The 24,417-nt window shown below is 65.8% G+C and carries 14 protein-coding genes; 6 read left to right on the forward strand and 8 right to left on the reverse strand.

The annotated features are described in order from the left end of the window. Positions 1–67 precede the first annotated feature (67 nt). The 5 genes from AAGA68_13285 to AAGA68_13305 all read left to right on the forward strand — a co-directional run bounded on the left by AAGA68_13285 (position 68) and on the right by AAGA68_13305 (position 8,878). Positions 68–2,155 carry a TonB-dependent receptor gene (locus tag AAGA68_13285; protein ID MEM9386032.1) on the forward strand — a complete coding sequence of 696 codons (2,088 nt, stop codon included), beginning with the start codon at positions 68–70 and terminating at the stop codon, positions 2,153–2,155. A gap of 30 nt (positions 2,156–2,185) precedes the next feature. Further along, positions 2,186–2,758, forward strand: coding sequence for a YfiR family protein (locus tag AAGA68_13290; protein MEM9386033.1), 573 nt, complete (start codon positions 2,186–2,188; stop codon positions 2,756–2,758). Continuing rightward, positions 2,755–5,583, forward strand: a complete 2,829-nt coding sequence (locus tag AAGA68_13295; GenBank protein ID MEM9386034.1) for a response regulator — start codon at positions 2,755–2,757, stop codon at positions 5,581–5,583. Before AAGA68_13290 ends, AAGA68_13295 begins: the two co-directional genes overlap by 4 nt. Then, positions 5,580–7,718, forward strand: coding sequence for an EAL domain-containing protein (locus tag AAGA68_13300; GenBank protein ID MEM9386035.1), 2,139 nt, complete (start codon positions 5,580–5,582; stop codon positions 7,716–7,718). Before AAGA68_13295 ends, AAGA68_13300 begins: the two co-directional genes overlap by 4 nt. Positions 7,719–7,855: 137 nt before the next feature. Next, on the forward strand, positions 7,856–8,878 hold the full coding sequence (locus AAGA68_13305; protein MEM9386036.1) for a winged helix-turn-helix domain-containing protein: 1,023 nt from the start codon (positions 7,856–7,858) through the stop codon (positions 8,876–8,878). Here AAGA68_13305 and AAGA68_13310 read toward each other — a convergent pair. Then, positions 8,875–10,188 carry a lipopolysaccharide biosynthesis protein gene (locus tag AAGA68_13310; GenBank protein MEM9386037.1) on the reverse strand — a complete coding sequence of 438 codons (1,314 nt, stop codon included), beginning with the start codon at positions 10,186–10,188 and terminating at the stop codon, positions 8,875–8,877. The genes AAGA68_13305 and AAGA68_13310 overlap by 4 nt on opposite strands. Before the next feature lie 258 nt (positions 10,189–10,446). Here AAGA68_13310 and AAGA68_13315 point away from each other — a divergent pair, with 258 nt between their 5' ends. Continuing rightward, positions 10,447–11,163, forward strand: coding sequence for a DsbC family protein (locus tag AAGA68_13315; protein MEM9386038.1), 717 nt, complete (start codon positions 10,447–10,449; stop codon positions 11,161–11,163). Between the two features lie 15 nt (positions 11,164–11,178). Here the strand turns inward: AAGA68_13315 and AAGA68_13320 are convergent, their stop codons facing one another. The 7 genes from AAGA68_13320 to AAGA68_13350 form a co-directional block, all read right to left on the reverse strand. Then, complete coding sequence (locus tag AAGA68_13320; protein ID MEM9386039.1) at positions 11,179–13,884, reverse strand: DUF2339 domain-containing protein; 2,706 nt, start codon at positions 13,882–13,884, stop codon at positions 11,179–11,181. Positions 13,885–13,930: 46 nt separating this feature from the next. After that, positions 13,931–16,135, reverse strand: coding sequence for a molybdopterin cofactor-binding domain-containing protein (locus AAGA68_13325; protein ID MEM9386040.1), 2,205 nt, complete (start codon positions 16,133–16,135; stop codon positions 13,931–13,933). Continuing rightward, positions 16,132–16,599 carry a (2Fe-2S)-binding protein gene (locus AAGA68_13330; GenBank protein MEM9386041.1) on the reverse strand — a complete coding sequence of 156 codons (468 nt, stop codon included), beginning with the start codon at positions 16,597–16,599 and terminating at the stop codon, positions 16,132–16,134. Before AAGA68_13330 ends, AAGA68_13325 begins: the two co-directional genes overlap by 4 nt. A 174-nt stretch (positions 16,600–16,773) precedes the next feature. Further along, complete coding sequence (locus AAGA68_13335; GenBank protein ID MEM9386042.1) at positions 16,774–19,254, reverse strand: serine/threonine-protein kinase; 2,481 nt, start codon at positions 19,252–19,254, stop codon at positions 16,774–16,776. Between the two features lie 191 nt (positions 19,255–19,445). Continuing rightward, positions 19,446–22,436 carry a hypothetical protein gene (locus tag AAGA68_13340; protein ID MEM9386043.1) on the reverse strand — a complete coding sequence of 997 codons (2,991 nt, stop codon included), beginning with the start codon at positions 22,434–22,436 and terminating at the stop codon, positions 19,446–19,448. Between the two features lie 264 nt (positions 22,437–22,700). Continuing rightward, positions 22,701–22,850 carry a hypothetical protein gene (locus tag AAGA68_13345; protein ID MEM9386044.1) on the reverse strand — a complete coding sequence of 50 codons (150 nt, stop codon included), beginning with the start codon at positions 22,848–22,850 and terminating at the stop codon, positions 22,701–22,703. A gap of 224 nt (positions 22,851–23,074) precedes the next feature. Then, a complete protein-coding gene (locus AAGA68_13350; GenBank protein MEM9386045.1) occupies positions 23,075–24,286 on the reverse strand; it encodes a PQQ-dependent sugar dehydrogenase in 1,212 nt (403 codons plus the stop codon). Positions 24,287–24,417: the final 131 nt, after the last annotated feature.

A 24,417-nucleotide genomic window follows, 5' to 3' on the forward strand; every position in this document is an offset into this window, starting at 1 on the left:
GTGACTCAGTTCCCGAGGTGTTCAGCCCCCCCTAAACCCCACGAGGTCCGTGCCGACATGACCCTGGATGACAGCCATCCAGGACGACCTCCGCATGACCTCGTGTCGCTGGCAGCTCGCCGCCTTCGCCAGACGCCAAGCCAGCTTGGTGCGGGCCGGGCTCCTCGGTTTCGCCATGGCGCTGAGTTCGACGGCACACGCCGGCGATGACCTGTTCGACCTCAGTCTCGAAGAGCTGGTCAATCTGGAGGTCACCTCCGTGTCGCGCAAGAGTGAGCGACTCAGCGACGTCAGCGCCGCTGTCTTCGTGATCACCCAAGCGGACCTTCAGCGCCACGGAATCCGCAGCATCCCCGAAGCGCTACGCCTGGCCCCCGGCCTGGCCGTCCTGCAGATCGACGGCAACAAATGGTCCATCAGCAGCCGCGGCTTCGGCGGACGCTTCGCCAACAAACTGCTTGTACTAATGGATGGACGCGTGCTGTACACACCGCTCTTCTCCGGTGTGTTCTGGGACGTGCAGGATACCTTGATAGAGGAAATCGAGCGCATCGAGGTGATTCGAGGCCCGGGCGCTGCCAGCTGGGGGACCAACGCAGTTAACGGTGTCATCAACATCATCACGCGAAAGGCTAGCGCCAGCGACAAGCCAATGTTGATCGGTGGCCTAGAGCCGCAGCAGGCACAGTTTGCTGCCGGGCGCTTCAGTGGGCAGCTAGGCGACCGCGGCGCCTTCCGCGCCTTTGCGCAGTATCGCAACGGGGAAGGCAATGTCGACCTTGCGGGCGACCCTACGGGCGATGAGTGGGAGCAGCTGCGCGCCGGCGTACGTGCCGACTGGTCGACGAACCGCTTGGCACTGCAGGCCACGCTCGAGGGCTACGAGGGGCGCAGCGGACAGACCCAGCCCATCTTTCAGAGTGCGCCACCGTTGCAGCGACTGGAGGAGACCAGCGCCGAGGTCGGCGGTCTGTTCGCCATCGTCGGACTCTCTCGCAGCAGCGGGGTGAACAACACCAGCGCTCAGCTCACCTTCGACTACACCGATCGCGAGACCGTCGACTACGTTGATCAACGCACGATGGTCAGCCTCGAGCTCCAGCATAGACGTGGCTTAGGTCGCCACACGTTGGTCACAGGTGGCCTAGCGCGAGCGGACGTTTTCCGCCTCGCCGCCTCGGGCGTGATCGAGTTCTCAGATGCCTCGAGCACTTACGCCGTGGCCAGCGCCTTCATCCAAGACGATATCTCCCTGACTGAAGATAACCTAACGCTTACGCTCGGTGCGCGCATAGAGTCCAACGAACTCTCTCCTCGTGATCTGGAGTGGATGCCGACGGCGCGGCTCGCCTGGAAAATCAACCCGCGCCACACGGCCTGGGCCGCGCTGACGCGGGCGGTACGCACACCGTCGCTCGGTGACCTGACCTCGCGCGTGCTTGACGTACTGCCGCCCACCCCAGTGGGCGATCCGACCAACCCCTTCCCGGTGCCCTTCCGCGTCGCCACCGCACCCAACCCGGAATTTCGCTCTGAAACGCTGCTGGCGAGCGAACTCGGCTTGCGGGGGCAGCTGTCCCCACGCTTGACCTACGATCTCGCGCTGTACCGCATGGATTACGACCGGCTGCGCGATCTCGACATGGTCGGGGAGACCGTGTGCCTCCCGTCAGGCGTGTCCCTTGCGGCCGACCCGACTTGCCTCGCCCTCGCCGACAGCGTTGCCACCAGCTTCCCCTTCACCAATGGCGCACAGGGCACGGTCACGGGCGGTGAGCTGGTCCTCGACTGGCAAGCCCAGGAGAACTGGCGCCTTCGCGGGTCCGTGTCCTACGCGGACGAGTCCATCGACGATGTCCTGGCCCGTAGCTACCCCCTTTGGCAGGCTAGCTTGCGTACCGAGTGGTCGCCGCTGGACAGCATCGATCTGGCGATGTGGTGGCGCTACGTGGGAGAGGTCGAGGCGACGAACACCAGTGCCTTCACCCAAGCCAACCTGCACCTGCGCTGGCGCTACGGGGACCACTGGTCGATGTCCTTGGGCGTGAGAAACTTGCTGCGATCGCAGACCCTAGAGTCCGTATCCGAGTTCAGCGATGTGGTGCCGACAGCGATTCAACGAACGGCGTTCATCAATGTGCGCCACGCGTTTTAGCCGAGCGCCTCAGCGGTTCCGCTGCTCCCTATGCACCTATTTGCGAAAACGAGCGGCGCATTCGCCACCGTAGCAGCACCGCTGATGGTGCTCATCGCCCTCTTATCTCGCGATGTGCTCGGCGCTACGGCCTCCGCGGAGGAGATCCAGCTGGCGGTGGTGTACCGGTTGGCCAAGTTCGTCACCTGGCCAGCCTCGCAGGCACACGGCGGACACACGGGTTTCACCCTTTGCATCGATGACAGGAACACCTTCGAGGTAGCACGAAGGCGCCTGCAGGGCCGATCGATTCGAGAGCAGACGCTGCGCTTTACGCTCATCGATCCCGCCTCGCCGCTACCCCACTGCGACCTGCTCTACATCACCGAGCGTCGCATCAATCGCGCCAGCGATCTACTCGACCAAGTAAAGGGCCTCCCGGTACTCACGGTCGGTGACTCGCCCGAGTTCACTAAGTACGGCGGCATCGTCCAGCTGCTGAATCGAGATAAGCGCATCCGTATGCAGATCAACGTGGAAGCGGCGCGACGGGTAGAGCTCGACTTCAGCTCTCAGCTCCTGTCCCTAGCTGAGCTGGTCGATGACCAAGGGAGCCGTCTGTGATCGCCCTGTTCTCCCAGCTGAAGCTTGAGCGCAAGGTGCAAGTGCTCATCGTGAGCGCGGCCTCGCTCGCCTTGCTGTGCGCGTGCTTACTGGTGCTCGTCGGCCAGACGATGGAGGCACGCAGCGAACTCACCGACCGCCTAGACACCCTTTCGGAGGTGATCGCCAGCAACAGCGTCGGCGCTCTGAGCTTCGAGGACGACGAGCAGGCTGAACGGGTGCTCAGCTCTTTGCTGGCGCAGTCCAGCGTCACCTTCGCTGCCCTGTACACGAACGAGACGAAAGCGCTCGCCGAGTACGTTCGGTCCGCCAACCGCTCCGAAGCCATCGCTGATCCTGGGGGCTGGTTGCACAGGCTCCTCGCCGACCCTAGCCCCGGGGAAAACACCACGCGCTACAGCTGGCACGCGGTGGAACTGGTACATCCGGTCGTCTTCGACGGAGAACACATCGGCACGCTTTACCTACGCTCTACCCTCGCCCCGATCATCCAGGGCGTGCTGCGATCGACGGTGTTGATTGCGCTGGCCCTGACCGCCGGCACCGTGGCCGCGCTGTTCCTCGCCTCGGTCCTCTCGCCCGCTCTCATCGCACCGCTCATGCAGCTCTCGCAGATGGCGCAGTCCGTCTCGCGGGACAACGACTTCTCCCTGAGGGCACAGGTCAAAGGCAACGATGAAATCGCCGCCCTCGCCCATGCGGTCAATGAGATGCTGCGCCAGCTAGAGCTCCGCGATCAGCGGCTCGCCGCCCACCGCGAACGCCTAGAAGCGGAGGTAGTAGAACGCACGCAGCGCCTCGCCGATACCAACGGCCGTCTCGAGTCGCTGGTGGAGGAACTGCGCGCTGCACGCGATCGTGCGCAAGCCGCCAGCACGGCCAAGAGCGATTTCCTTGCCCGCATGAGTCACGAGATTCGCACCCCCATGAATGGCGTTCTCGGCATGACCGAGCTACTGCTGTCCTCGGAACTCGAGCCACGCCAGCGCCGCTACGCCGACAGCATCCACCACTCGGCCGAAGCGCTGCTCAGCATCATCAACGACATCCTCGACTTCTCGAAGATCGAAGCCGGCAAGATGGAACTCGACCATGCCCCCTTCGACCTGCGCGAGGCCATCGAGGACGTCGCTGAACTGCTCTGCGAGCGCGCCGACAGCAAGGGCGTGGAACTGCTCTGTGATATCCCTACGGACCTGCGGGTGCAGCGCGTCGGCGATGCGGCGCGCATTCGACAGGTGTTGATCAACCTGGTGGGTAACGCCGTCAAGTTCACCGAACAAGGTGAAGTGGTGGTTCGCGTATTTGCCATTCAGCACGAAGGCGATGAGCAGCTGCGGATCGAGGTGAGCGATACCGGCATCGGCATCTCCAGCGAGAGCCTGACCAAGGTATTCGACTCGTTCTCCCAGGAAGATGGAACGGTGACGCGCCGCTTTGGTGGTACGGGGCTTGGCCTCACCATCTCACGACAACTGGTGGAACTGATGGGGGGCGAAATCGGCTGTCGAAGTCAGGTGGGCCGAGGCTCCACCTTCTGGTTCCACATCCCCCTCGCGTGCGCCACGCAGAGCACTGAGCTGCAGCGCGATCGCCTCACGGGCGCGCGGGCGCTGATCGTCGACGACAACGCCAGCAACCGGGAGATCCTGCATCGCCAGCTGAGCGCCTGGGGCATGGAGGTGCTCAGCGCCCGCGACGGCGAAGGCGCGCTCAGCGCGGTTCGCAAGGCCAGCGATGATCCCTTCGACATCGTGCTGATGGACCTGCAGCTGCCGGACCGAAACGGCATCGACATCACCGAGTCGCTTCGCGTCGTCCCCGGCGGGGATATCCCGTCCGTGATCCTGCTGAGCTCGATCTCCGGACACGTGCGCGCCGAGGACCGTCTGCGCGTGGGCATCGAAGCCACGCTCACCAAGCCGCTGCGCCAACATCAGCTTCTCGATTGCCTGGTGGGCCTGCTGCAGGGCAACGAGGGAAGCGCCCGCTATCGCGCCAGTAGCGCGCGACAGGACGCTCGGGCTATCGGTGAGATCGGGGCACGGGTGCTGCTGGTGGAAGACAACGAGGTCAACCAAGCGGTCGCTCTGGGCATGCTGGCGCAAATCGGATGCACTGCCCAATGCGCCAACAACGGCCGCGAGGCCGTGGAGATGCTGGAGGCGTCCTGGGACAGCGTCGATGTCGTGTTGATGGATTGCCAGATGCCGATCATGGACGGCTTCAGCGCCACCCAGGCGCTTCGCAACATCGAGGCGCTCGAGTCTCGCACGCCCCTGCCGATCATCGCCCTCACCGCCAACGCCATGGAAGGTGATCGCGAGAAGTGTGCGGCGGCAGGTATGTCTGATTACCTATCTAAACCTTTTACCCTGAATCAGCTTCGTGAGGTACTGCTGCGCCAACGCAAGACACCCACGACCGAAGGGCTGCCCCAGCCGGCCCTCGACGCCCGCGCCACCCTCGACACCTCGGTGCTCGCGGCGCTGAGCGCCCTCCCGGTAAGCGGCGCCGAGGGCACGCTCATGGAGCGGGTGGTGAAGCTGTACGCAGAGAGCTCTCCAGCGCTCCTAGAGCGCCTCATCAACGCCAATAGCTTCGACGAGGCCCGCAGCACTGCCCACGCCCTACGTTCGAGCAGCGCCAACGTGGGAGCACAGCGCGTCAGCGCCCTGTGCGAGCAACTCGAAGCGCTCCCAGCAGAAGCTGAGTCGGACGCTCAATGGCGTGCGATGGTCGAACAGATATCGAGAGAGCATGGCGAGGCGCTGCGGTCGCTCAACGCGTTCCTGCTGCCCCGAGATCAGCGGGACAGCGCATGAGCGTGCAAGAGCAGCCTCTCGTACTGGTCGCCGACGATGATCCGACCACCCGCCTTCTGGCAGAGGAGGTGCTGAGCAGCGGTGGCTTTCGCGTCGTCGTTGCCGAAGATGGTGATCAGGCACTGGCCCTGTTCCGTCAACAGCCCATCGACGCGGTTTTGCTAGACGCCCAGATGCCGAAGATCGACGGATTAGAGGCGTGTCGGCGGCTACGCGCAGCGCAGGGCCAGGCCCTTCCGATCATCATCATGACGAGCACGGACGACGCTGAGCGTGTGCGCGCCGCGTATGCCGCCGGCGGCAGTGACTTCATCACCAAACCGATCCAGTGGCTCACGCTACCGCAGCGTGTCAAGCACTGCATCGAGGCCAGCCGCATGGCCAACGATTTGGCAATCAATCGCTCGCGCCTGCAAACCGTGCTCGCGGCCATGCCCGATGCCCTGTACCTGATCGATCATCGTGGCCTGCTTCTCGAGCACCTCAACAAGCGCCCTGACAGTGCGCCGGACCAAGATCCGATCGGCCTCGAAGATCTATTGCCGGAAGCGGCCTACCGGACCGCTCGCAAACACCTGACCGACGCCCTGGAGAACGGTCAGGCACGGGGATTTGAGTACCGCTCAGCGCGCGGCGATCGCGTGTTCGAGGCGCGCTTGGTGCCCGAGGATGCGCAGCAGGTGCTACTAATCGTCAGGGACATCACGCAGCGCCATGAGTCCGAACAGCAAATCCGGCGCCTCGCCTACTTCGACTCGGTCACGGAGCTGCCCAATCGCCAGCTGTTCGTGCGAGAGCTTCGTCGGGCCATGCGCCACAGCAAGCGCACCTGTCAAAGCGCCGCCATCCTCTACATCGATCTCGATCGATTCAAACGCATCAACGATACGCTGGGGCACAGCGTAGGTGACTCGCTGCTGCGCTCGGTCGCCCGGCGCCTCGAAGCGTGCCTACGCCCAATGGACTTCATCGCTGTGCATCAGGAGGCGGGAATCGACAGCGGCAGGGACCCGTCAGAGCCTGAGCGCTCACGCCAGCTCGCCCGCTTCGGCGGCGATGAGTTCGTGGTGCTGCTGAACGAGCTCGATGTGCGCGAGAAGGCGGGCATCATCGCCACCCGCGTACGCAAAGCACTTGCCGAACCCTTCACCTATCAGAACCGACAGTTCGTCGTGACACCGAGCATCGGCATCGCCACCTACCCGGAGGACGGCCAGGACGTGGAGACCCTCCTGCGCCGTGCCGACACGGCGATGTACCAGGCCAAGAGCGCCGGGCGAAACGCCGTGCGCTTCTACGAGAAGACGATGGACGACAGCGCCCTCGATCGCCTGGAGCTCGAGGAGGAGTTACGCGGCGCGATCGCTCGCGACGAACTCCAGCTGCACTATCAGCCGAAGGTGCGCCTGGCCGACGGCAACGTGGTGGGCGTCGAAGCGCTCCTGCGCTGGCAGCACGCTAGCCGCGGCTGGATCAGCCCCGGACAGTTCATTCCCCTGGCGGAGGAAACGGGACTCATCGTCGACCTCGGAAGCTGGGTGCTCGACCGAGCCTGCCGCCAACTCGGCGCTTGGCAACGGGCGGGACTCGAGGTGTCCATGTCCGTGAATGTATCGGCGGAGCAGGTCTCGCGAACGGACGTGGCCGACACCGTGTTGCGCTCGATCTGGGAACACGGCGTCAGGCCCCAGGGACTGGAAGTGGAGATCACCGAGAGCATCCTGATGCAGAGAGCGGAGACGGTGCAGGCCATGTTCCAACGGCTTAAGGAATCGGGCATTCAGATCAGTATGGATGACTTCGGTACGGGCTATTCGTCGCTCAGCTACCTCCAACGCTATCCCTTGGATGCGCTGAAGATCGACCGGAGCTTCGTTCACGATCTGCACACGAACCCGGACAGTGCCGCGATCTGCTCGGCCATCATCGCCATGGCCAGCCGCCTCGAACTTCGCGTGGTGGCCGAGGGCATCGAGCTGGAAGAGCAGCGAGACTTCCTCGCCAGCATGGATTGCGATGAAGGACAAGGCTTCCTGTTCGCCCGCCCCCTGCCCGCCGAGGAGTGCGAGCAGCTGTTGCGAGACGGTGTGTCCAACGGACGATCCACACAGCATGCCAGCGACCGCCGCGCCTGAGCGGCCCGAGCGGTGCAGCGTTGGCTTGCGCCTTCGTTGACCGCATCGCCAGGATCCCCCACTGGCGCGTCCACGGAACGTTGAGTCGACAGATGACTCAAACGGGGAGCAAGCCATGCAACCTGGGGAGAGTTGCCGTGAGGGAGTATCGATTCGCCGAGTGGCGCTTCGACGCGCTGCGCCTCGAACTGCGTAGGGGCGATGAACTGGTTGCCTTACGCCCGAAAACCGCCGTGCTTATGGGCGTGCTGCTCGCGCACACGGGGCAAGCGGTGAGCAAAGCGGACCTGATCGAACGGGTCTGGCAGCGCAGCCACGTGCAAGACCAGAGTCTGTTTCAGGCGATCTCGGAGCTCCGCGCAGCCCTCAAACCGCTCGACGCCATTCGCACCCACCCGAACCTGGGCTACGCCTGGGTGCACCCGCTCAACCAGGAGGTCGGCCCCACGGTGAGGCCGCGGCTGGCCTACGCGGCCGGCCTGGCGCTGATGGTGCTGGCCAACGCTGCGGCGTGGCTCGGCCTCGTCGCCCGCCCTGTGGCGTCGACGCCAATCGCGGGGCACGTCGAGGCCACTCCCATGCTGCCCGCGCTGCAGGCCTTTTCGATCGGCATGGAGCACCTGGAGCAGGATCGCTTCAGCGCCGCCAGCGAGTTCTTCGCCCTCGCCAGCCAAGAGCACCCGGCCTTCCTGGAAGCCCAGCTGATGGCGGCAGAGGCATCCCTTGCCGAAGGCAATATCGCCGCGGCCCGCGAACAGGCCAACACGCTCATGCAGCTGGCGCAGTCCCAGGACGACGGCTACCTGCTGGTCGCCGCCCTAGATGTGCTCAGCCGAGCAGCCCTGGCGCAGGGGCGCCAGGGCTGGGCTCTGGACTTGGCGAGGAGCGCCGCAGGGAACGCTAGAGAGGCGGGTTACGCGTGCGCAGCGATGGCGATAGAGGCGCGTGTGGAGTCCATCGCCATGGAGCTGGGGCTTGAGGCTCCCGGCGAAGCGAGCGCTGTAGGTCGTCCTAACCCTCCGGCGCTCGCGGACGATACGGTGCCGACGCACTGCGCAGCGATCACTCCTCGCACGAGCCAACTTGGGCGCGATGACCTGTGCCTGGATCCCATCCTGCTGCCGACCCCGTATCGCCGGCGCGAGGACTGGCTGGCCTAGGCGATTTCCTGCTGCCTGAGGGCACGTAGCGCCGCGCTCCACAGCAGTATGCTGGCGGAGACGGCGTAGGCGAGCATCGCCAGGCCCACGCCTTCCGCGCCTCGCTGGCCTGCCATGGTGGCGATACCCACCACCAGGATCGCGGTGGCCGCCGCGCGGCACAGGAACACCTCGCGCGGGCGACTGAGGGCGAACAGGGTAGACTCACAACACAGCCCGAGCGCCAACACGCCACCGGCGATCAAGAACATCGTGAGCACCATGGCAGCTTCGCGATACTCGGCGCCGAACAAGCCACCGAGAATCTGCTCCGAACCCAAGGACCCCACGAGCACGACGGCGCCGATGATCGCCGCGGCCGTGGCCGTCAAGCGGAACAGCATTGCGCGCAGGCGCGCCACGTCGCCGTCCGCTCGAATTCTCACCGCCTCCGGATAGATCACATCACCGAGCAGCTGCGCCGGCTTGGCCAATACATTCGCTAGCTCTTGACTCACCTTGACGTAGGCAGCGGCAGAGGACGACACGAGGCCCCCGCTCAAGATTACCGGCGCATTGAGGGCGATCGCCGCCACCGTCGACTGCAGGTTGGCCCAGGCGATGAAGGGCCAGATGCCCTCGTGGTCCTTGCGGCGTTCACCGCTCATCCAGTTCAGGTTGGGCATTCGGCGGTTGAGCTCCCGCCAGCCGAGAGCGATCAGCACGAGGGACGCGGTCGCATCGCTCACCAGCCACACGCCGATGAAGTAGAGCAGGGGCCAATCGAAGTACCAACCCACGGCCACGCCGATCGTGCGCATCACCGGCACCACCAGCGCTTGGCGAGCGAGAATATCGAAGCGGTCGAAGGTGCGTAAGAGCCCGATCGGCGTCCAGCGCAGGGCGATCAGGGACGTGACGCAGTAGATGAGGGCCATGCGCTGGTACTCGGCCTCGATGCCGAGAACGCCAGCGAACAGCAGGATGGCCACCACGCCGGCCGCAGCTCCGAGCACCGCGCCCACCATATCGAGCGCGCTGGTCAGGCGCAGCAGGTGGCGCAAGCGCGGAAGGTCGTCGGCCTTCAGGTAGGTGGCGCCGTAGTTGATCAGCACCTGCCAGGAGCGGAAGGAGGCAATCTCGCGGATCGTCACCACCACGCTGTGGGTGAGCAGTACGATGCCGAGATCGGCCGCACCGAGGGCACGCGCCGCCAGGGACAGGTACAACAGCCCAAACACGGCGCCCGCACCTTTCGCACTCACCAGGAACCCGGCGTTGCGGCCGATGCGCCCAAGTACGGAGCCTTCGCGGGGGCTTGTCTCGCTCACCGGCGGTTTAGCTCCTGAAGCGGATTGAGGGGACGCGGCGCCTTCCAATCAGGCCGCGCCGCAGCGGGCGCACCTGGGCGAGGCGCACAGTGTAGTGACCGCGTCCCATATGTCCAGCCGAGACGCGTGAAGGCGAGAGGCCATCCCCACAATGCGTGGAATTGAGATCTTTTTAGGTCCTTTTCGCGTGAATTTAGCTGCTACAGCGACGGGTTTAGCTGGATACTCAGGCCACAACAAACGGCTCAGGAGCCCACGATGAAACACCTCCTCACCCTGCTACTCGCCTTCAGCGCCCTCGCCAGCGTGGCCCGCGCAGCCCCCGATCCGCAGGCCCTGGAGGCCGCCCTCGCCGAGCTGTTTCCCAACTACCCCGCGCCCGTGATCACGCCGTCCGCCGTCGACGGCATGAGCGAGGTCGCCTTCGGCACGCAGGTCTTCTACGTCTCCAACGACGGTCGATACCTCCTGGGCGGCCCGCTGATCTCCGTCGCCGACCGGGAGAATCTCACGGAGGCGCGCATGGCAGTGGCTCGCCGCGACATCCTAGAAGACACCGCCGAGGCGTCGCTGTACCGCTACCCGGCCGCGCCCGCGAAGCACCGGGTGACGGTGGTCACAGACATCGACTGCCCCTACTGCCGGCGCCTGCATCAGGACCTCGCCAGCTACCGAGAGGCCGGCATCGACGTGAGCTACGTGATGCTGCCGCGCTCGGGCAAGGGCTCAGGGTCTTACCGCAAAGCTGTCGCTGCCGCCTGCAGCAAGGATCCAGAAGCGTCGATCACGGCCGCCATGAACGGCGAGGAGTTCGCGGATGCAGACGCCAGCTGTGAGCATCCCATCGATGAGCACATCGCCCTGGCACGACGCCTCGGCGCATCGAATACGCCCACGCTTTATCTAGAGGACGGGCGCATGCTGTTGGGAGCTAAGCCCGTCGAGGAGGTGCTGGCAGCGATCGCGCAGGAATAGCGTTGCTGGGTGGCATCAGCTGGTCGTGCTTGCCACCCCCTCTCCCAGGCGCTGATGCAGGTAAGCGACCCCCAGCAGGCTCAGACCGAGGCCCATGAAGGACGCCACCCGCAGCAGCCCGTCGAGGTCGGACAGGTCAATCAGGAACACCTTGGCGATCACCAGACCTAGCAACCCCAGGCCAGCGCGATACGCCTGCGGCCCCAGGCGCCAGCGCCCTCCTAGCAATAGCGCTAGGGCCATTGCTAGCCACACCACCGAGTAGGTGTACAGCTCGGCACCTTCGATCTGAGGTCGCGACGGATGCACGGTCCCGGTGAAGAGGTGACGGATCTCCACGGTCACGAACGCTAGCGCGGAGACGCCGGTAAAGGCGGTGGCCGGCTCGCGCCAGGGCGGCGCGTACCAGCGCCGGTAGGCGAGCCCCAGCAGGACGGGCACCCCGAACAGCAACAGCAGCAGATTGATCACCCGGGTCTGGCCGATGCTCTCGTACACCCAAGGCACGCCCAGCACAGTGCACAGCGCGGTGACTGCATAGAGCACGAGCGCCACCGCCACCAGCACGTGCCCGTAGGCACGGAAGACCCGAGCGAGCGTCTCGCTGCGCTTAGCGCGATGGTGGTAGACGAGCCCCATCGCCCCAGCGAACACCATGGCGAGGGCCGCCTCCGTTAGTTCGAAGCGCGGGGCGTAGACGAGCCCGTCGTAGAGCTGGTAGCGAATCTCGCTCCACACCGTGAGCACGCCAAGGTGCAGGGCCGCCCCCTCCGCCCAACGCCCGAGCGCCGGTTGGGAACGCAGCCAATGGGCCGCAAAGGCTGCGCACAGGGCCGCGCCCCCGTAGGTCCATAGGGACCAGTGCATATCCACGGGGTAGCTCGCCAACCAGGGGTTGAAGGTCAAGCGTACGATCACAAACGAGATCACCAGCTTGTACAGCCACCCGAGGCCGGGCAGCGCGAAGCGACGAATTACCCAGGCCAAGGAGATCAGCTGCGCGGCTATCGCGAGCGTGAGACTGGCGGCATCGAAGATCATGGTGGCCGCCACGCCCAAGGCGAAGTGTCCGGCGATGAACAGCCACACGGCGAGGGAATCGACGCGGGGCTTTCGCACAACCGACGAGCCGCTCGCCAGGTAGACCAGCCCGAGCATCAGCGTCAGGACGCCCCATTGGGTGTTGCCATCGGGCCGGGCGAGCAGCAGGTAGGCCAGGGTGATGAGGAGCACCGGGGAGAGGGTCGCCAGGGAGGCCCAGGCCGCCGTGCGCGAGGTCTTCACAACGAACAACCACAGCCCCATCCCCACGCTGAGCAGCGCATAGAGCGCCAGGTAGACAAGGAACGTATTGGCTGATTCGGGCCCGATCGCACGCAGGGTGAACACCTCGTTCTCAGCGTCGACGAAGGCGAGCAGCCAGGCGCCTAAGATCACCAGCAGCGTGACCCAAGGGACCAGGAACACGGCGTCGCGATGGCGCGCGAGCCAGAGCGTGAAGGCGAAGAAAGGCAACCCGAGCCACCAAGGCGACGCAACGCTCGGGTTAGCCAGGATGGACAGCCCCGTGGCGAGCGCGGCGAGGGCGTGGGTGAGCACCGCGTCGCGCTCCTTCGTATCGAGGCTTCGCAGCGCCTTCAGCGGGTGGTGGCTGCCTTCGGGCTGTGGGTAGTCTCGATGCAATCGCCAGTCGCCCGTGGGCGCGGCGGCCACCAAATAGGCGAAGGCAGTGAGGTACGCCGTGCGCAGGCCGTCTGCACCGCTGGCGCCCAACGACAGAAGCCACCACCCCAGCGCTCCCGCCACCGCCCCCCACCAGAGCCAGGGGCGATAGACGTAGCGCAGCAGGAGCAAGGCACTGGCTGAAATGATGAGCGCGTAGATCAACACGATGCGCACATCGCCCGTGCCCGTAGAGACGAAGATCGGCACCAGGTACGCGCCCAGCATGCCGAAGGCGGCCAGCACCGGACCGTGCAACAGGGCCAGGCCCATCGTGCCCAGGGCCACGAGGGCCATCGCGCCAAAGGCCGCACCGGGACCGATCAAATCGTATAGGCGCATCGCCGCCAGGAGGGCGCCGTAGAGGGTGATACAGCCGGCGCCGGCAAGGGCCGCCAGGGCGGGCTGAGCGCCGCCCTGGCGGCGGCGTAGATACTCGGCTACGCCGAGCAGCGCACCGCCGGTCGCGAGCGCCGCCACGATCCGCGCGAGCGGGCCCAACCAACCGCGGTCCATCGAGTAGCGCACGAGGAAGATGCCGGCGAGGGCGACACAGGCCCCGCCGAGCCAGGTCATCCAGTGTTGCTGCAGGTGCAGGCCCCAGCGCTCGTCCAAGATGGGCCTGCCGGCCTCGCCCGCCGCCGCATCGTCCGCCTGCCGCTGCCGCTGCCGCAAGGCGTCGAGGCGGGCCTGCACCGACGCCGCATGAGTCGGCGACGCCTTTGGCGCCGTGGGCAGAAGGTCCGGCGTGGGCGTCGGCCCCGTGGGCGCGGGACTCGCAGCGCTCGGCGCTGGTGCCGCTGCGGGTGGTGACGCCGGGGATGGCGCTTCCTCGCGCCCCATCGACTCTACCGCACGCGCGAGCCATTGCCCGTGGGCTCGGAGTGACGTGACCTCTCGCTGCAGGCGTCCGATCCGCGCGTTCGCGACGAAACCGGCGATCGCCCCCACCAAGACCATTAGCAGCAGGAGCGCCGCTAGTATCTCCGCGATTTCCATGCCGCGGAGTATATCGGGTCGTGCAACGGACGCAGGGCCCGGCAGACTATACGAAGCGGAAGTGGCGGCTGAGGGGCAGTTCGCGCAGGCGTTGTCCAGTGGCAGCGAAGATCGCATTGGCGAGGGCTGGCGCGGCGGACGGCACGCCGATTTCTCCGACGCCGTAGAGGCGCTCTGCACTCTCGTGCACGCGCACCTCGAGCGTCTTTGGCGCCTGCGCAAAGCGCAGCAGCGGGTAGTCGTGGTAGTTCGCCTTGCTCACCCGTCCCCCATCGATCGTGACCTCACCGAAGATGGCGGCGCTCAGACCGAACAACATCGCACCCTGCACCTGGCCCTCGATGTTACGCCTGTCGAGTGCGACTCCCACCTCGACAGCTGCGTAGGCCTTATGCAGGCGCACGACATCTTGCTCAACGCTGATCTCGATCACCTCGGCGACAGGCGCCCCGGTGGAAGGGGCAAAGGCCAGCCCGCGCGCATGCCCAGGCGGCAGGGGACTGCCCCAGTTCGACATCTCCGCCACGCTCTCGAGCACCTGGCGGCTGGGCGCGTGTTCCAGCATCGACAGGCGCATATCGAGCGGATCTCGACCCAGCGCTTGGGCAATCTCGTCCATGAAGGACTCGACGAAGAAACTGTTCTGCGATTCGCCAACGGAGCGCCACCACCCCACGGGCAGTAGCTTATCAGGGCGATAGGTAGTCACTCGCAGGTTCGCAATTCGATAGCGAGCGCCCTTAGCCCCCATCGCCATGGACTGATCCCGCTCGGCGACCCCCTTGGATGGATCGCCCGCGATGAGATGACGGCGCTCGTTGCCCGAGGTAAACAGCGAGGGCACGGAGAGGTGCACATCGATGGCGTTAGGCTTGCCGTCGACTACGGCGGCGCGCAGACGTGCCGAGGCCATCGGGCGGTAGGTATCGTGACTGATGTCCTCCTCCCGCTTGTAGGTCACCCGCACCGGCGTACCGGGGACGGCGCGCGCCGCGATCACCGCCGCTTGCACATCGTCCATCTCGAAGCGCCGCCCAAACCCACCGCCCAGGTAGGGCGTGTGCACGTTCACGGCCTTCTCACGAAGCCCAGTGAGATGGGCGCCCACCTGCACGGCGAGGGTCGGGAACTGATTGCCCGCCCAGATGTCGAGACGGTCATCACTCAGCAACGCGGTCGCGTTTAGCGGCTCCATCGTCATGTGCGCGAGGTAGGGCACGCGATAAGCGCTCTCGAGCACGTCCCCCTCGGCGCTGGCGAGGGCTCCGTCCACATCCCCAGTGTCGCGTGGTCGAGCGTACGGCTCGCCGTCGAAGGCCGCTTCCACGCGCGCGCGGTGACCCTGCGTCGAGTCCGGATGCGAGGCGGGGGCCCAATCGAAATCGACCGCCTCGATCGCCTGCATCGCGTACCAGGTGTTGCTGGCGATGACGATGAGCCCATTGTCCATCGGAATAATGCGACGAACACCGCGCATGCCCTGGGCGCGGCTCGCATCGAAGGCGAGCATGCGCCCGCCTAGGTGAGGGTTGCGCTTCACCGTGGCGAAAAGCATGTCCGGCAGCATCACGTCGATGCCGTACTGCGCGGTGCCCGTACACTTGGACACCATGTCCACCCTAGGCAGGGAGGTGCCGAGCAGTCGCCACTCAGCCGGCGCTTTGAGAGGCGGATCGGCGGGCGGCGTGAAGGCGGCCGCTTCCTGGGCGAGCTCGACGTAGGTCGACGAGTTGCCGTGTCCGTCGCGCACGACACCCGCCGCGGTGGAGAGGCCACCCACAGGCACTCCCCAACGCGCCGCCGCCGCTTCCAACAACACCGCCCGTGCTGCCGCGCCCGCCTTGCGCATCTTGATGAAGGCATCGCGGGAGGAGGACTGGGCTCCCGTCGCCTGGGTTGGGCCGCTGTGGGCCCACCCGGCGATCCGCGGCTCGCCGTAAAGCGCGTTGTTCGAGTAGTGCTCGGACGCCTGCCCGTGCGCCACGCGCACCTGCTCGAGGGTGACGTCGAGCTCCTCGGCCACCAGCGCGGCCAGGGTGGTGTGAATACCCTGCCCCATCTCCGCTCGCGGCGCGATCAGGGTGATCCCCTCGCGGTCAATGATGACGTAAGGCGAGAGGGCGGTCTCGCCGGGGGCTAGGGACAGGGGGCGCAGGGGGCGCGGTAAGCGATCGCGCCAGTGGTAGCCAACCGCGACACCGCCGACCACCGCCGCCGAGCCGAGCAGGAATACCCGCCGGGTAGTGTTCATGCGTGCGCTTCCCGAAGCTTGGCCGCTGCCGACTTGACCGCCTCGCGGATGCGCACGTAGGTGCCACAGCGGCATAGGTTGCCCGAGAGGGCCGCGTCGATGTCGGCGTCGCTGGGATCACGGTTGCGCGAGAGCAGGGAAACGGCGGACACCACCATACCGGGCTGGCAGTAGCCACACTGGGCGACCTGGTGCTCGATCCAAGCGGCCTGCACGGCGTGCTGCGCGGCGGGCGTGCCGATCCCCTCTATGGTGGTGACCTTGCCGCGCAGGCCAGCGATTGGGATTGCGCAAGCACGCGTTGCCTGCCCGTCGAGGAGCACGCTGCACGCGCCGCACAAGCCGACGCCGCAGCCGTACTTTGTGCCCACGAGGCCAAGCTCCTCTCGCAGCACCCAGAGCAAGGGCATCTCACCGGCGACGTCGACTTCGTGATCGACGCCATTGACATTCAGGGTAAACACAGGCGGTGCGTCCGAACAGGCGTGAACCAACGATAGGGTACCGCCCGAGACTTCGCAAAGGACAGACGATCCGCATGACTCACGAACGCCAAAGAACCTTGCGCCTCGGGCGTCCCAGCACTAGGGCGAACACGATGAAGTGGTGGATGGATACTGCCAGCGAAAGACTGCTCGCTACTCCGCCGGCAGCGTTGGCATGCTCAGCGCGTATCGATCGACCAGAAATGAGTTCTCGAGCGTGTGCTTGGCGACCAGACGCTGTAGGGTTTCGGTCACCTCAGCGAGCCGCGCTTCTTGCTCGCCAAAGGCGGCACGGTACAGGCTTAGATAGGTGCCGTAGAGGTACCAGGGTGCTTCGTCGATCGGCTGCTCGGCCAGGGCCTTGAGGGTGCTTCGGGCATCCTCTGCGGCACCCAGGTTGAGCTGCTGGACGGTCTGCGCCAGGGTCAGGCAGAGCTGGTACAGGAGATCGCCGGTGGCGGCGGCGGGATCTCGCGCAAGCGCGCCCTCTTGCGCATCCGCCTCCTCGTGCATGCCGAGCTGACGATAGAACAGCACGGAGAGCGCGCGGCTGCGGTACTCGCCGACACCGTCCGAATAATCCCGATCGCTCACGGACAGGGTGCGCTCGATCACCTCTTGCGCCTTGCCGTACTCGCCGCGCGCCATCTCGAGCATGGCGAGGTAGGGGTAGGTGATCGTCCACTCGGCGATGGGCGTACCCGCGAGCACCTCATACACTTCGTAGGATTCCTCGAGCGCTGCGTGCGCCTTCTCCAAGTCGTTCACTTGCAGGGCGGAGAAGCCGAGCAAGCCCAAGGCCAGGGCGCGCAAGGGATGCACGTCCGCACCGCCCGATGCCTCCCAGTACTCGAAACCTTGCTCGTAGTACGCGATGGCAGCGGCGTGATCACCCAACTTCGATCTGTTATAGCCAAGGTCGCCTACGGAGGACGCTAAGCGCGCGTAGTTGGTGGGATCGTAAGTCTCCAACCAGTCGATCGAGGCTTGCGCGAACTTGGGCGCCTCCGCTAACGCTTCGGGGCTGCCGTGGATGTTGGAGACGATCGACATGTTGATGTAGCTCAGCTCCCGCATTGGGTGACTCGCCGGTAACTCGGCATCGGCGAGCACGGTGGCGGCGCGGGCCTGTGCCACGGCCTGCTCTCCCAGGGCCCAGATGCTGAGCGACTCACTCAGCGCCACCATCAGCTCCACGCGGGTGGCGACGGGCAGGTCACGACTATCTTCGAGGTGCACCGAAGCAGCCAACAGCGCCTCGCGCATCGTGGCGTTTACGCCCAGGCGCAAGGTGCTGCTCCAACGATTGCTCGGCGCCTTGAAGATGTCGCTCATAAAAGCGGCCACGGCGTTGGCCCGCGCCAGCTGCTGTTGCGCTTGGCGAACCTGATCGAGCACGACCAAGAACGAGGCGAAGACCACGCCGATGACGAGCGCGCTCGCCAGTGCGCCCACCTTGTGGCGCCCCACGAAGCGGCGCAGGCGGTAGGACACGGAGGATGGCCGCGCGCTCACCGGCTCGCCCTTTAGAAAGCGTTCCAGATCCGCGGTCATCGCGTCGATGGATGTGTAACGGCGCGTGTCGTCACTGGCCAGAGCGCGATGGACGATGGCGTTTAGATCGGAGTTCAGCAAGCGACGCAGCCCCGCTTGCGTGGTGCCGCGGGCGGCGGCGATCGCCGCACGCCTGGCAGGTGCCTCACCGTCGAATCGCTGCGAGAGGGCGGGCGCCTCTTCCTGCATCACCTTGTCCAGCAGCGCCATCATGTTTGAGGAGGCACGTTGGAACGGCCTGATGCCTGCCACCAACTCGTAGAGCAGCACCGCCAGCGCATACTGATCCTCGCCAGTGGACGTGTCACCTTGACTGATGCGTTCGGGGCTCGCGTAGTCCAGCGTCAGCTGCGCGCCGAAGGCGCTGGTCAACTCCGAGTCCTGCTCCTCCAAGTTCTTCGCCACGCCGAAGTCGATCAGCTTGGGCACGCCGTTCTCAGTGACTAGCACGTTGCTCGGCTTGATATCCCGATGGATGATCAGCTTGCGATGGGAGGAACGCACGGCGTCGCTGACCTTCAACCACAGCTCAATGCGTTCGCTCACGCTAAGCTGCTGCCGATAGCAGTAGGTGCAGATATCCTCACCTTCCACGTACTCCATGGCGAAGTAGTTGAGGCCATCTGCCGAGACCCCCACGTCGACGAAGGCAGCAATGTAGGGGTGATGCAGACGCGCCAAGGCCTGCTGCTCGACTAGGAAGCGCTGCTCATTGGCGTGAGAGAAGCTCTGGTTCAGCAGCTTGAGTGCCACCCGCTGGAACACTGCCTCGTGCTGGCGATAGGCCAGGTAGACCGAGCCCATACCCCCTCGGCCCAATAGGCCTTCGATCGTATAGTCACCAATCTGCGTGCCAGGAGGCGCCGACACGCCGTGGGCAATCCGCGGCGGGCGCTCATCCTGCGGCGCGAGGGCTGACACGCGCGCTAGTAGATCCAACGCTCGACGCCGTACGGCATCCGGCAATGGTTGACTCTCCAACCACTGCCGCTGACCGACCACGTCCCGCTCAAGGGCAAGTTCCACCGCTCGTACGGCTTCCCGCTCTTGTTCCAGTGCTTCTGGGGTTTGCGCCGTCATCCTCTCGCTTATGGGTCATCGGCCCTGCGTCCAGAGCATACCGGATTGACCTCAGGCAGCGTATGCGCCAGCACACGGTAGCGACCGCGTTCTTAACCTAATCGGGCCGAGCGGTATCAGAACGCGCGAAACGACAAGGCGCGGGCGCCCTGAGGATGCCCGCGCCACGTGGGTCAACCAACGTCGATCCGTCAGTCGGTGAGACGCGTTACCGTCGACGCCACGTCCGTGACCGCCTGCGGCACAGCGGCGCCCAGGCTGTGCACCGCCGGCGTGACCACGAAGGGCACTACCGGGTCGGCGAAGTCGCCGCCGTCGAAGTCCGGCAGACCGGCGGTGCGGAACACCAGCGGCTGCAGGTAGCGCGATGTCGCGTTGCTCACGCCAGCGGTGTAGTCGATGAGACCTTCGCGCGGCAGCTTGGCCACGTAGAGCGCATCGTCACCGCCCGTGCCCAGGGGCACGAAGGAGCGCGAAGGGCCGGCGACCACGAGGCCGTCGTCCATCCAGATGGCCGCGTGCAGCTCATCGCCAAGGCTGCCATCGTAGGTGGTCATCCAGTTCACGCCGAGGCTCGGGTTCAGGCTCGCCACCCACATGGCGGTGCCGTCGCCAAGGCCCGTGGAGCCCGCCAGCACCACGCCGCCGGGCACAGCCGTGACCGAGTGGGCCAGGTCGTGAGGCGTGTTACCGCCACTGGTGGGGACCCAGCCGGGCATGGTCGCATCGGAGGTGCTGTCGATGAACACTTCCCACTCGTAGTCCTGAGCCAGCATCACGTTGGCGATGGCCCCGCCGTACTGGGGCTCGATGTTGACCACCCACAGGGCAGGGTAAAGATCGACCACCGTGCCCAGCAGGCCGCCGACAGCGATCAGCGTGCCGTTCTCGAGCTCGGTGACGCTCTCGAACTCAGAGGATGCCTTGGAGCCGAAGGCGGTGGCCCACAGCAGGGCACCGTGCGGATCGATCTTCATCGCGAGGGCGTTCTGCGAGCGCAGGGTGCCGACGTCGTGCTCCGTGTTGCCTACCATGACGAAGTGGCCATCGCTGGTGGCGGTAACGGCTTCCACCCAGTCCGCCCCGGAGCTAGCGTAGGTGTTAGCCCACACGACGCTGCCCGTGTGGTCGAGACGGTAGGCGCACGGGTCGCGGTTGGTGATCGGTCCGTCCGTGTCTCGGCCCACCATGAGGTACGCGGGGTGGCCAAGGTCGTCCTCGAACACCGCCATGTCGAAGACAAAGCACTTCGTGGCGACGTCGTGGCTCACGGTCCACTCGCGGTTGCCGGCGGCGTCGTGGCGCATCAGCCACGAGTCGTTCTGACCGTTGGCCGCGACCATTAGGCCGCCGTCGTCGAGCTCCACCACGCGCACCGGCTCGATGCCGTCCAGCTCCTTCTCCCAGGCCACGTCACCGGAGGCCAAGACCTTGGTGAGGAAGCCGGCGGTGGCGCGGTTGCCCGCGATCACCGTGGCGCCGTCCGCCAAGGGGGCGACGGTAGTGTTCTCCACGGCACCCGTGCCGGGACCGGTGGTGAGGGCCTGGGCCCAGCGCACGTTAGTGCCGGAGGTGGGCGCAGTCGGGCTCATGGTGTGCGCGTCGACGGGCGGACGCACGCCCGTCAGGTTCCCTAGGCGCTGCAGATCGATCGGAGCTTCCCAGTTCGCCAGGTCAATGCCGAGCAGGGAGATCTGGAAGCCAGCGGACTGCTCCAGTCCACCGCCGAGCACCCACCAGGGGTCGTTCACGGGGCTGACGAACAGATCGCCGAAGAGCGAGGCGCGCAGGTAGGGGCCAGCGGCGCCGTTGATGGTCAGGCCCGCATCGAGCGCCGCCCACACCTTGGCATTAGCACCCGTGTCGGAGGTTAGGGTGGGCGTGGCGAAGGTGATGGGCTCGGCCTCGGCGATGGGCTCGGCGAAGTACTGGCCGTCGTTCCAGCCGATCTCCACGCCCACTTCGGTGGCCTGGGAGACGGAGAACACGGTGCCGGCCGTGAGGTTGGCTTCGGCGCCGAGGTAGAGGTCGAGGTCCGGCGCAATGGTGATCGGGAAACCACCAAGGAGCACGGTGTAGGCCGGCAGGGTGAGGCCCCACAGGCGCTGCTCTTGAGCGGCGATGGCCGCATCGCCGGTGGCCTTCACCTGGGCGTTGATCACGTAGCCGAAGGTCATGCGGGTGGCGATGCGGTGCAGCTCACCGTCGCGCAGGCGCACTTCGAGGTTGATGCCGCTGGCGCGCAGGAGGATCTCACCGCTCACGGTAACGCCGGCGCCGAAGTCCACGTCGTTGAAGCGAATCGGCAGGGCCGCGTAGGTGCACGCGACGGGCTCCTCCAGACCGCCGTCGTCCGGCTCGTGGGTCTCGTCCACGCAGCCGTTCATGAGCGTGAGGTAGGTATCCTTGCCGATCGTGCTCTCGATACCGGGGGTGAAGTCGACGCCCGCGTTGATCGTGCCGCTACCCAACACGTCGAACAGGTTCACTGGCGCCAGCTCCACCAGGGTGCTGTTGCCCGACTCGCGCACGTCCACCACCTCGCCGGGCAGCAACGAGGAGGGAATCTCCACCACGTGGTAGCCGCCCGGGGTGATGTCCTCCATGAACACCATGCCGGGCGCGAGGCTCTCCAGGAGCGGCGTCGAGGCGGTGAACTCCAACACGAAGTTGTCGCCGACCGGCTCGCCGAGGAGGAACACCAAATCCGTGTCGCGGTCGACGAAGGCGACGGGCACGGAGAACTCGAGCGTGTCGTAGCCGTTCACATTGAAGGGCACGGTGCCGGCGCGCAGCTGCTGCACCAGGGCGCCGATGGCGCCGCGCGGCAGCTGGACGACGATGTCGTCGTTGGCCGGCGTGGTGGCGAAGGGCGGGATGGGGCCGAAGTCGAGGCGGTTGTCGATCACCTCGGCGTAGCCAGGGATGAAGTCGCTGGTGGCGACGGCGTTAGTCCACTCGCCCGAGCCCACGTTGGTGAGCGAGGCGGTGAGGGAGAGTTCCACGGTCTGCCCGTCGATGGGGGTGGCGCCCGTCACCCGCCAGTTGCCGAGCTGCAGCTCATCGCTCTCATCGAGGGCGTAAACCGGACCCGCGACGAGGCCACTCAGCAGGGCAGCACAAAGCATTGAGGCGGCCGCGAAGGGGCGTGAGAGACGGGGGAGCAGGTCGAGCAGGCACATGGTCGTTTCCTCAGGTGAGAGTGAATGTGCCCTGGTCTTCGCAGCCCTCCTCGCAAACCTGACGTTACATGTGAAACTTTTTTTCGTGCCCCTGCGCCAGCGCCACTGACGAGGCGCCGGCGCAGGGCGGAAACGGCGGGAGGGTCAGCTGATTTGGCTACCCCCGTGGGGTCCACTAGTTGGCGATCAGCGCCCTGACGAGGGCGTCCGACGTAGTACCCACGCTGGCCTCGGCCTGCGCGGGGACTTCGATCAATCGGGCGATCATGGCCGTGTCCTCAGCGGTGGCAAAGCCGGTGATGCGGTGACCTCCTGGCCAGGAGCCGCGCTGATGATCTCCTCGAAGTTGTTCGCCGGGTCAAACATCACGGCGCTGATGTTGAGGGTGATGTCGGCGCCGCGACGGGGGTCCACCGGCGATCATCGGCCCGAGATCTCGTTCCATGGGCCGAGTAGGCCCTACCCTCTTAGGCGTTAAGGTCGAGGAATTCGGCTGAATAATGTTGCTCCATCAACTAATCCCTAGTGGGCCGCGGATCACACCCGTCTTGCCGACGGGTTCGCGCGGGTGGGCTACTAGGCACAGTAGGGAGTAGCGCTGAAGAGGGCGTAGGCTGCGCGCTAAACGCGTCGAGACCTCAGCGCGAATCAACCCCTGGCACAATGCGAATGAGCTGGCCGTCTGGCGCACCCGTGTACTGCAGGGCCCCATCGTCGCTCACGGTGAACACCGTATCCGTGAGCAAGTAGAGCGTGCCGCCGGGGCTGACGGCCACCTTGCGTGCGCGCACGCGATCCTCAGCAAACAGCGCGGTCGCGCTCACTACGCGCGTCCCATCGACATGCAGGCGCCATAGGCTCCCCCGGGACAAGCCGGGCACCAACAGATCGCCCGTCCACTCGGGGAAATCACGGCCGAAGTAAAAGCTGAGGCCAGTAGGGGCCACGGTCTGCACGAATGACCAGGCAGGAGCGGTGAAGGTGAGTCCATCGCTGTTGATCGCTGGGGGCACGTAGTCACGGTCGCGGTAGGTGCCTGCCGTGCGCACGGGCCACCCGTAGTTGGCGCCACGCGCGAGTACATTGATCTCATCGCCCTGGCGCGAGCCGTGCTCGGAGAACCACAGCGCACCCGTGCGCGGATGACGGGCGATGCCCTGGGCAGCGCGCAGGCCGAGGGCGTACAGGCCAGGCGCGCCTTCCACGCCGAAGTCGGGGTTGTCTTCGGGCACGCTGCCGTCGTCGTTCAGACGCAGCACCTTGCCGCGCAGATCGGTAACGTCCTGAGCGATCGGCACTGGCGGCTCGTCCGACTCGCGGAACACTCGCTCGCCAGCGGTGATGTAGAGCTTGCCGTCCGCCCCGAACGCCAAACCACCACCATAGTGATGATATTCGTTAGCTGTGTAAGGACTCACTTTCGCAATGGTGCGCACGTCGGTGAGTCCCCCAGAGCTCAGCTCGCCTCGCACGACCTTGAGACCTCGCGTGTCTCCCTTGCGGGCCGCGTAGGAGAGGTACAGCCAACGATTCTCGGCAAAGTTCGGGTGCAGCACGACATCGAACAAGCCGCTGTTGTCGCCAGGGGTGCCCTCGACGGTCTCGCGGATGCGGTCCGCCGGCACCCCCGGAACGCGGGTCGCCTTCCCAGCTTCGAGGTCGACGCGAAGCAAATCGCCTTGCTTCTCGGTCACCAGCGCTTGGCTCTCGCTCAGGAAGGCTATGCTCCAAGGGCTTGCGAGGCCATCGATCACGACCTCTTTGGTCGGCTCAGACGGCTGCGCCGCTCCGGCCTGCGTGGCCACAGCCACAGTCCACGCCGCACACGCCACTGCTAGTAGTTCCTTCATCGCCTGCCTCCGCCATCGCCCAAGCTCAAGTCTAGCGAGTCGGCGTTGGCGCTTGACCAAGAACGACGTGAGCTCGGCTCGCTTCGTCGCATCGGGCGCGCTTAGGGCAACGACACGCACTCGCTACCGCT

The organism is Pseudomonadota bacterium (assembly GCA_039193195.1).
Taxonomy (GTDB): domain Bacteria; phylum Pseudomonadota; class Gammaproteobacteria; order Steroidobacterales; family JBCBZW01; genus JBCBZW01.